Here is a 9,470-nt window from a genome sequence, read left to right as displayed (position 1 = left end):
CACCCGTGTCTTCTCCAGCGGTTTGTGCCGGGCGACTCTCTTGACGGCGCCGGCTATCAACGCTTTCGCCTTCACCGTCGCCATCTCCTTGTCAAATGTCACCCAGGAGACATGCTCCCGGATATTTGCCATCTGGAAAAAGAAAGGATTCTGTCCGCCGGCAAGAGTCGCCTTGCGGAAGGTCGCTTCGTGCATCAAGGGGGAGCAGGATGCCACCACCACCCGGTCGATTTTGCCGTCACGAATATCCTGCTGAATCAGTTCCTGTCCCGGGTCAGAGCAGATAAATTTATACTCCCGCGCTACCGTGACATAAGGCAGGCTCCGGGCAAAATCCACGCATTCGGCGACATTCACTTTGGCGGCTATGTTGATTCCGCAGTGGCAGACATAAACGCCAATCTTGGGAGCGCCATTAGTTCTACTTTCAGATGCCGACATGAACGCCTCCTTTCGCCGGTTCTGCGACCGGAGTGAATTCGAACGGCACAAACAGCCTTTTCATACCGAGCTCCTTTTCCGGAAGTCCCATAGCGTAGCCGACCAACTGCGAGAAATAGACTACCGGAATGCTGATGGCATCCTCGAATTCACGGCTCATCTGCTTCTGATAGCACTCCAGATTAAACTGACAGAGGGGGCAAGCGGTAGCGACGACATCGGCGCCCAGCCGTGAAGCCTCCCGGAGAAGAATGTAACTGAGGCGCATGCCGACTTCCTGTATAGTTCCGGTGAGCGAACCTCCGCAGCAGCGGGTTTTAAGCGCCCAGTCGATAGTCTGCGCTCCCAGAGCATGCATAATCCGGTTCATTGTGGTCGGGTTATGCTGGTCGTCAAATTCGGCATAAGGCCTGACAATCTGACAACCGTAGTAGCAGGCAACCTTGAGACCCTTCAGCGGTTTTTTGACAAAGGAGGCGAGTTTCTCGGGACCAAAGTCGTTGGCCAAAACATCAAGGGGATGTCGGACACGAACTTTTCCACCGTAATCAAGATTCGCCGCTTTAAGCGCGGCTTTGATTTTGTCGCCAATCTGCGGAAATTCCTCAAGATATTTTTGTGTTTTGATAAGAACCAGATAGCAGGCGGCGCAGGGAGTAACCAGCCCGCAATTCTCACGAGAATGGGCCTGTTTTTGGGCCAGGGCAAGATTCCTCGCCGATAACGCGAAAGCTTTCATTTCGCTGATTGCCATATAAGAGGTAGCGCCGCAACAATTCCAGTCATCCAGTTCTTCCAGCGGGAGCTGCAGTCCCTTGAAAACGGACAGAATTGAATCCTCATAGGCGCGGCCCGTTCCCTTGAGCGAACAGCCGGGAAAGTACAGGTAGTTCATTTTCCCTCCCCGGCATGAGAGGTATCCCGCGGCGAGCGAACCATATGCTCTTTCTCAAGGCTCTTGAGAAGCGCCTGCAGCTCGCCTTTCCGCTTGATTCGGTCGGCTTTGATGCCTATTCGTCCCTGCGACCAGAGCCGCAATCCCAGGGATGTCTGCTTCAGAGCTTTGAGAAGATTAGTCCGCAGATATAATTTCATAATCAACCGCCCTTCACTATTGCGGCCATTTGACTCGACATCCTTAAAAAATTCTTCCGCCAGAACCGGAATGGCAAAGCGTTTAGGGGAGACCCCCTCCCGTATAGCCAACCGTTTGGTGGCATACATGATTTCGGTAATCTTAACCCCCTTGGGACACTCCACCGTGCAGGCGTAACAGGAAGCGCAAAGCCAACAGGTGTGGCTGCTTAGAACTTCCCCTTTGAATCCGGCGCGAATCATGGCAATGATTTTCCGCGGCGTAAAATCCATATAGGGGCTGAGTGGACAGAGCCCGCTGCAGGTGCCACACTGGATGCAGTCAAAGAGTTTTTCGCCTCCGGGAATCGAGGCGACTTCTTCGGCAAACGCCGGGTCAAGTTGCGCCTGATACTTTATCTTATCCCAACCTCGCCAAACAGGCATGAAATCCTCCTCCGGATAGAATCCGTATATTCGGGGCAGCCGAGGGATGGTTTGATTCCGCCTGCATTCGCGGCTTTGCGCCGGCGAATATCTTGCTGTCAGAATTGAGCACTACTCTCAATTTTGACGACCGGATTCAATCGCGAGGATCAGACTGCGCAAGCTTGTATTTCCTCGGACGGCAAGAGGGGCGTCATCAGCTCTCTCCGCGGTCTCCCGTTCTGTAATTAAGAGTCAAACATATTTTTCTTATGAGACGGATGTACTTGATAGAGGCTCGGAAAGGGAAGCATTGTGAAATATTTCACAAGACATATCATAATAAAAGGGGTCTGCTGACCCCGAATGGCGCTTCTAAACTCTTCTTATTCTCTTAAGCATCAAGTTCGCTTCGATTTCCGGCGACCATCAATACTCTGCCGCCATCACCTTTTGCAACTTGAGATAATCTATATAACATAGACAAAGTTGTCAAGGAAAAGCTTCTTTTTTTTCAAGTTAACGCGCCGAATCGCGACGGTTGTCTATTCCGTTCATTAAATGGCGGAACTTCCGCCGATCTTTCGCCAGACTGTCGGTATAGCATTATGAGCAATTACAATGGAAATAAGCTGTTATAAATGCATACAAAATCTATCCGGGAATGCGGTTGACGGCAGGCCCGTTCTTTTCATGATGCAGCTTTACTTGTGCCGTTAACAGTCTGTGCCATTCGCCTTGACATCCTCTCACAATAATTCTATAATATTATAGATAGCAGAAACTTCATCACCTTTGAGGAGACGCCGGTCCGTTCTCTAAAGCGAAGAAGGAATAGAAAAGATGCCGGCTCTCTTTGATGGCGCCCTCGCGATAGAATTCCTCTCAATGAAGGTTCCTCCTTTAATCATGCATCATCAGTGCTGTCTTGAAGAAAGGAAAATGGCATAGGCAGCCATGGCGACAGTTTCTGAAAAAGATACTCCCGAATATATGAGCCGCAAGTACTATCGCGATGTCCGACGGCGCAATATCGCCCGTCTTCTTTTAACCTATTTTGTGCCGCTTCTAATCCTGATTGTCTACTTCAACTTTCAATATGATGCCTTAATGGCGGAAGGGCGGAGGCTTCATCTCAAATCCATTGCCGAGAGCCAGGCAAATACTTTTGACCTCTTTCTGACGGAGCGCCTGGTCAACCTTGCCAATCTTATTGATGACCCCAAGTTCCATGTTCCGCCGGAACCGGAGATGCTGACCGCATATCTGGAAAAACTCAAGAGAAACAGCGAGGCTTTTATCGATATCGGTTACTTCGATTCTACCGGTATTCAAACCAATTATGCCGGGCCCTTTCCGGCGCTGGAAGAAAGGAACTACGGCTCTGAGGAATGGTTCCGTCGGCTGAAAGATGAGAAAGAGGAATTCATCATCACCGATATCTATCTCGGATTCCGTCAGAAACCGCATTTTACTATTGCCGTAAGCCGGATTATCTCCGAGCAGTTCGTTGTCTTGAGAGCGACGCTCGACCCGGAAAAAATATATGAATATATTACATCGCTTGAAGGCGCCAACGAAGTATATGTCTCGATAGTCAATTCCGAAGGGTATTACCAGGTGGTAACGCCGCATATCGGGACATCCCTGGAGGCTTCGTCTATCATTCCCCCCCGCGAGAACCGGATTGGTGTGGAAGAAATCAGTATCAAAGGGAATTCTATAACCTATGCTTACGCCTGGTTGAAGACCGCCGGCTGGGCTCTTATCACCCAGTGGTCAGAGGGAACCGGCGAAGGATTGATAAGCGGCTTCAAGCTGCAGATGTTCCTGATATCGCTGATAGTGATGCTGGGATTACTGGTGATAATAATTTTCCGCACCCGGAAACTGGTGCAGATGCAGATTGAATCGGACCGCGCTAAAGCGCAGCTGGAGCATGCCGCCAAGCTGGCTTCGGTCGGCGAATTAGCCGCTGGCATCGCCCATGAAATCAATAATCCCCTCGCTATTATCAGCGAGGAAGCCGGACTGATGAAGGATATGATGGATCCGCAGTTCAATCTCCAGCCGAAACTGGAGGAGATGACGCCTCATCTGGACGCCATTCATGAGGCGGTCTTCCGCTGCCGCGATATTACCCGCAAGCTGCTTTCTTTTGTCCGGCGAACCGATGTGGACCTGAAACCGCACGACATTAATAAGGTCATCGACTCGGTGGTGGATGGCTTTCTGGGGCGGGAGATGGCGGTCAGTAACATTGTAATTTCCAAGAATTATGACACCTCGTTGCCGACAGTAGTGACCGATTCCAATCAATTGCAGCAGGTGCTGGTCAATATACTGAACAACGCGGTTGACGCCATTACCGGTCCCGGCAAAATTACGATTGCAACGGCACAACAGGATAACCTGGTGAGAATTGCCATCGCCGATACCGGCAAAGGGATGACACCCGAACAGGTTGACAAGATTTTCCTTCCGTTCTATACCACCAAACAGGTCGGAAAGGGCACCGGGCTGGGGCTTTCGGTCAGTTATGGGATTATAAAAAGTCTGGGCGGAAAAATCATGGTGGAGAGCGCGCCGGGAAAGGGAAGCACTTTCACAGTCGTTTTGCCTTTCCGCCACTGAGATTAATGACTATATTGAAACAACGACCAGCATGCAAATAAATGATAGGAGATAGAAATGCCGGACAAAATAAAACTATTGATAGTTGACGATGAAGTTAAATTTCTTGACTCCATCGCCCAGCGTCTGGAAATGCGGGGGTTTGATGTCACCAAAGCGATTAACGGCGAAGAAGCGGTGAAATGGGCGACCGCCAGGAAATTTGACCTGGCTCTGCTGGACCTGAAGATGCCCGGAATGGACGGCAAACAGGTGCTGGAGATTCTCAAGAAAGAGCACAAGTATCTGGAAGTAATTATTCTTACCGGTCATGGCTCGCTTGATTCGGCAGTGGAATGCACTAAGCTGGGCGCCTTCAGCTATCTTCCCAAACCGTACGAAATTGACAAACTGCTGGAGACATTAAAAGAAGCGTACGAAGCGCGAATGCGGAAAAAATTCGAGCTGGATGGAATCCGTCTTCAGAAAATTCAGCAACTGGCAACCGGCAATTCGGCGCTGGGAATTCTCCGGGCGCTACGGGAGTTGGATAACGAAGAAAAGTAGGCTGATTCCTTCATTTCTGCATCAGTCTCTATTCTGTCTGGAAGACGCTTATTCATTTTCCGAATAACCGTCTTTGTCACAAATTCATATCTAATTGAGAAACTCAATTACGTACTTAATCGCAATGAAGAGGACGCAGGCGGCAAGGAGCGCCTTGATTGCTTTTGCCGGAACGAACCGCTGTATCCTGGCGCCCACATACATGCCAATAGCCCCGCCGATGCCAAAGGCGAGACCTAAAAGCCAATCGGGCATGATAGGGAGCTGGGCGTCGGAGTAGAAAGGAGAGATGAAGGCATATACTGCGACGCCGAATACGGAGGTTATAAAAGTTCCAAGAAGCGCCGCGCCCGCCACGGAATGAACCGGCAGTCGGAACATTGTGACCAGGAACGGCGCGATTATGGCGCCACCCCCGATGCCATAGGTCCCTCCGATTATCCCCACAATCAGACTCAGGATGAAAAGTCCGACCGTCGAGGCATAGTAAGGCTGTCCATTGAACTCATAGCCGATTCGCCTTAGATTGAATTCCAGCGGCTTAACATTGAAATCGGCATTCCCATTCCCTTTCGCACTTTCTTGCTTCTTCTTGAAAAGATCAAGGAGTAACCTCATTCCCACGTATAAAAGCACCAGCCCGGCGAAAAGCTTGAAAGCGCGGGGGTCGGGAAGATATTTGATTCGAATTATCGCCCCGGCGATTATACCCGGCAAGGTGCCGATTATTATAGTCCAGGTCAGGGGCCAGACCATTCTTTTCTCCCGGTAGTAGCGATAGACCCCGCTGGGAATAGCCACAATATTATATAGAAGATTGGTCGGGCTTACCGCCGGACCACCGAAACTGAGAAAACTGACCTGAAAGGGGAGAATCAGCACCGCCCCTGAAACGCCGCCGGTCGAAGTCAGGCTGGAGATACAGAAAGCCACCAGCGTGGGAAGCCACCAGTAAGTTTGCACTCCACTCTGAGCGAACTCTATCATTGCGGCAAAGTATTGTTCATATAATCATTGAGGGGGAATATCGAAGGAAGATTCGGCCTCGTCAAGTCCTTTATATCTCCCCTCATCCGATAAATTCGGCGGCTGCAATATTGGCTGATTCACGCCCCAGCCAGAGCCGGGGCGTGAAAAGGATAATATCATAATTCAAATTGCTGTCGCTGACATTATTAAGAACTATTTCTTTCTCTCGGCGATGAATGTCCCGTTCGGCTGTTTGAAGACCGCCTGAATCGCCTTTCCCTCTTTCCCCGGCTTGAACTCCACACTTACGCCGGTAACCTCTTTTAGTGTGAATTCATACCCTTTGTAAGGAAGCAGCTCATAAGTCGGCTGTCCCGTAATGGTCAAAGTCAAGAGTGTATCTCCTTTGAGTTCAACTTTGATAGATTGCCCGCTCAATTCATATTCGCCGACAAATTGAGACAGAAAGGCGGCGCTTTTCATCTCCTGCGACGGTTTCCTCGTGAATACAATCTCCGGCGTGGCAAGTTCAAATGGCGCCGAGACCCGGTCAATATCCCCCTTGGAATTAATGTTGAAAGTCAGCAGAAGTTTCTGCGCCGGAAAGTCCTTAATGTTGGCGTTGAAGACATCATAATGCCAGTGCTCCAGCGCGCCAACGATACCGTTGTATTCAACCTGAAGATTTTTCCCCTCCAGTTTTACTGTCAGTGTACCATATCCCGGGTTTTCATATTCTCCGGCATAATCCGCCAGGGGGTGCGACGGTTTTGAACCTTTGACTCTATCTGGCTCTCTTGCCTGCGCTTTTTTCTGCTCCTCACGGGCTTTTTCGACCTCGGTTTTCATCCGGGCGCTCCAGTCAATTGGCTCCAGACCAAAAAGAAGGTCGGCGGCTCGGTAAGTGATAAGCGATGGCACCGCGGAGGCATCCTGGTTGACCAGAACCGTTATCCCGACATTATCGAAGGGATAGAGTGATACCAGCGCCGAAAAACCGTCAATATTCCCCCCATGATAGATTCGATTATGTCCCCGGCTTGCTTCCAAGAACCACCCTAATCCGTAACAGATGGGGGAGCGCTCCGGAAAACGGGGCGACTGACCGATAGCCATCTGGGGCGTATGCATCTGTGCTATTTGCGCTTCCGAAACTATCTGATGTTCTCCCGCTTTTCCTTTGTTGAGATGTAACATCATCCATTTTGCCATATCATCGGCGCAGGAGTTTATCGAGCCGGCCGGGCCCATGGCAGTGATATTACGGAATGGAATCTCTCGCACCAGAGAGTCTTCATCACGGTATGGCAGGGCGTAATCCGCCGACTTCTGCGATTCCAACACCGAGAAATTGCTGTTAGTCATACCAAGGGGGTCGAGTATCTTCTCTTTTACTATTTCTTCCCAGCTCTTGCCGGTGACCAGTTCCGCGACATAACCGGCGGTAAGGAACATCAGATTCTGATATTGAAATGTGGCGCGGAAGTCGGCATTAGGTTCCAGATGAGCCAGACGACCGACAAATTCCCGGCGGCTGGTGGAGTTGTTATTATACCAGGAGAGGTCGTGTCGGGGAAGTCCCGAGCGGTGTGTCACCAGGTCGCGGACAGTCATCTTCTGCGAAGCGAATTCATCCTTCATTTTGAATTCCGGATAGTAATGGCTGACCGTCTTATCCCAATCAATCTTCCCCTCATCCGCCAGAATTCCAAGCGCCGCAGTAGTGAACGCTTTGGTCGAGGAACCGATAGCGAATATAGTCTGCGAGGTGACCGGCAGCGAATCTTTGACGCTCCGGAATCCGAATCCTTCCGACATGATGACCTTATTGTCCTTAACAATGGTAACTGCCGCCCCAGGCGCCTTCCAGCTCTTCAAAGTAGAATCGATAAAAAGCCGCAACTGCGCCAGGCTGGAATCGAGTCGGGCTTGCTCTCCGGCTAACTGGGCTTCCTCAACGAATGACAGTTTGAACGGAAAGGTGGAACCGGCTTGAGAAAAATCGCCCGCGATTTCGTTGAGTTCGCTGTTGAGTTTTCCCTTAAAGAGTGGCTGACCGGGGATATTGAGTATTTCGAATAAGACGCTGTCCTTTGTCAGGGCGAGTTTCGCCAGCGGAAGTCCCTTTGCCTGTTGCTGGGGAATATCGATAGTCCCCTGTGGCAAACCGGCGCTGTCACGGCTCAGATGAACCGTTATCTCCAGACTCATTCCTGGAATCTCAATCCGACCGTCCCAGCGTCCGCTCAAATCAGGAATTTCCTGAGCCGACAGCGGGGCAAGTGCCATTAACAGAATAACGCCAAGAAGTGCTATTCTTGAGCGCAAGTCAGTCTTTCTCAATTTCACAACACCTCCAACAGAAGAAATTTATTGAATTGAATAAATTCTATTTCATTTGCGGCTCTATCATCCAATGTCAATTCGCTGGAGACCATATTAATCAAATTAGACTGCAGTTGCTTCAAAAAAGTTGCGAAAGGGCCTGCCGAATTGACGAAAGGATGCTATTCCGCGTGCGAGACGATGCAAAAAACAATTGCCAAAAGGCGCTCAATAGGGATACCTTTTAATGCTATGAAGAAATTCTGGGCTAATGCGGCGATACCGGCCGCCCTTTTCCTGGTTTTTGCCGGGATATATCTGTCTATCTCAATTTATAATAAGAACTATAATCTCTTTCTGCCGGTCTGGGATATAGACCATTATCTGACAATTTCAGAAATCGGCTATCAGGTATATCCCTGCACTCCTGGAGTCGAATATCCGGCGGGGAAAATCTGCGGGAATGCCGGATGGTATCCATTCTGGCCTCTGGTGGTAAAAACATTCCGACCGCTTCTGGGTGGCTCATCGCAATTTGCCTTCATCGGACTGGCGTTTCTTTTCACTTTTCTGTCGTTTCAGCTTCTGTATCGCTGGGCTCAGGCCGCATATGACAGACTGACCGCAATAATTGCTGTGGCGGCGCTGGCTTTCAGCCCCTCCGGATTTTACCTTCTCTCCGGATTTCCATACGCCCTTTTTATCCTTCTTTTCACTTCATACTTATATCTCTATTATAATGAAAACATCCGCTTCCGGATGGCCGCCCTATTCCTGATTGCTCTCGGTATCTCCTTGACCTATCCGACCGGCCTTCTCCTGCTCTTAATTCCGCTTATCGGAAATCTCCGGAATCGTCTTCGCGAAAATAGCAGGCTGCAGTCGGTATCTTTCTGGCTGCGACAGATATTATATGCTCTGCCGTTTATCCTCGGTCCTTTGCTTCTCTGGAGTTATTTTTATTTCAAGTTTGACGATTTCTTCCTGCAACTTCACTTTCAGGAAAAGTATCAACGAACCTGGGATTTCCCGCTTACTGTCATTTTCCAGAGTTT

Annotated in this window: 8 protein-coding genes; 3 read left to right on the top strand and 5 right to left on the bottom strand. The window is 49.9% G+C overall.

The features are described 5' to 3' along the window. The 3 genes from AB1690_06445 to AB1690_06435 form a co-directional block, all read right to left on the bottom strand. A partial coding sequence (locus tag AB1690_06445) for a pyridine nucleotide-disulfide oxidoreductase (GenBank protein ID MEW6014944.1) occupies nucleotides 1–441 on the bottom strand: 441 nt, incomplete at its 3' end. Continuing rightward, a complete protein-coding gene (locus tag AB1690_06440) occupies nucleotides 428–1,336 on the bottom strand; it encodes a CoB--CoM heterodisulfide reductase iron-sulfur subunit B family protein (protein ID MEW6014943.1) in 909 nt (302 codons plus the stop codon). The genes AB1690_06440 and AB1690_06445, both read right to left, overlap by 14 nt. Then, nucleotides 1,333–1,962 carry a 4Fe-4S dicluster domain-containing protein gene (locus AB1690_06435; protein MEW6014942.1) on the bottom strand — a complete coding sequence of 210 codons (630 nt, stop codon included), beginning with the start codon at nucleotides 1,960–1,962 and terminating at the stop codon, nucleotides 1,333–1,335. Before AB1690_06435 ends, AB1690_06440 begins: the two co-directional genes overlap by 4 nt. Before the next feature lie 936 nt (nucleotides 1,963–2,898). On the opposite strand from AB1690_06435, the gene AB1690_06430 reads away from it, so the two are divergent. Continuing rightward, entirely contained in the window at nucleotides 2,899–4,575 is a 1,677-nt protein-coding gene (locus tag AB1690_06430) for an ATP-binding protein (GenBank protein MEW6014941.1), read from the top strand. A gap of 57 nt (nucleotides 4,576–4,632) precedes the next feature. Further along, the gene (locus tag AB1690_06425; GenBank protein MEW6014940.1) at nucleotides 4,633–5,121 is read left to right on the top strand and encodes a response regulator; all 489 of its coding nucleotides are present in this window, start codon (nucleotides 4,633–4,635) and stop codon (nucleotides 5,119–5,121) included. 90 nt (nucleotides 5,122–5,211) lie between these two features. Here AB1690_06425 and AB1690_06420 read toward each other — a convergent pair whose 3' ends face one another. Together AB1690_06420 and AB1690_06415 are read right to left on the bottom strand one after the other, a co-directional pair. Beyond that, nucleotides 5,212–6,108 carry a sulfite exporter TauE/SafE family protein gene (locus AB1690_06420; protein ID MEW6014939.1) on the bottom strand — a complete coding sequence of 299 codons (897 nt, stop codon included), beginning with the start codon at nucleotides 6,106–6,108 and terminating at the stop codon, nucleotides 5,212–5,214. Nucleotides 6,109–6,303: 195 nt separating this feature from the next. Next, nucleotides 6,304–8,439 (bottom strand): serine hydrolase, encoded by a 2,136-nt coding sequence (locus AB1690_06415; GenBank protein MEW6014938.1) that lies wholly within the window; start codon nucleotides 8,437–8,439, stop codon nucleotides 6,304–6,306. Nucleotides 8,440–8,667: 228 nt separating this feature from the next. On the opposite strand from AB1690_06415, the gene AB1690_06410 reads away from it, so the two are divergent. Then, nucleotides 8,668–9,470, top strand: an 803-nt coding sequence (locus tag AB1690_06410; GenBank protein ID MEW6014937.1) for a hypothetical protein, incomplete at its 3' end; no start/stop codon positions are given.

This window comes from Candidatus Zixiibacteriota bacterium (assembly GCA_040753495.1).
In the GTDB taxonomy this organism is placed as follows: domain Bacteria; phylum Zixibacteria; class MSB-5A5; order GN15; family PGXB01; genus DYGG01.
This window is presented reverse-complemented; position numbering and strand designations above follow the sequence as displayed.

Bases quoted from the DNA above. Each gene is read 5' to 3' on its own strand.
- AB1690_06440 (MEW6014943.1), bottom strand. From the start codon at position 1,336: ATGAACTACCTGTACTTTCCCGGCTGTTCGCTCAAGGGAACGGGCCGC.
- AB1690_06420 (MEW6014939.1), bottom strand. From the start codon at position 6,108: ATGATAGAGTTCGCTCAGAGTGGAGTGCAAACTTACTGGTGGCTTCCC.
- AB1690_06430 (MEW6014941.1), top strand. From the start codon at position 2,899: ATGGCGACAGTTTCTGAAAAAGATACTCCCGAATATATGAGCCGCAAG.
- AB1690_06435 (MEW6014942.1), bottom strand. From the start codon at position 1,962: ATGCCTGTTTGGCGAGGTTGGGATAAGATAAAGTATCAGGCGCAACTT.
- AB1690_06425 (MEW6014940.1), top strand. From the start codon at position 4,633: ATGCCGGACAAAATAAAACTATTGATAGTTGACGATGAAGTTAAATTT.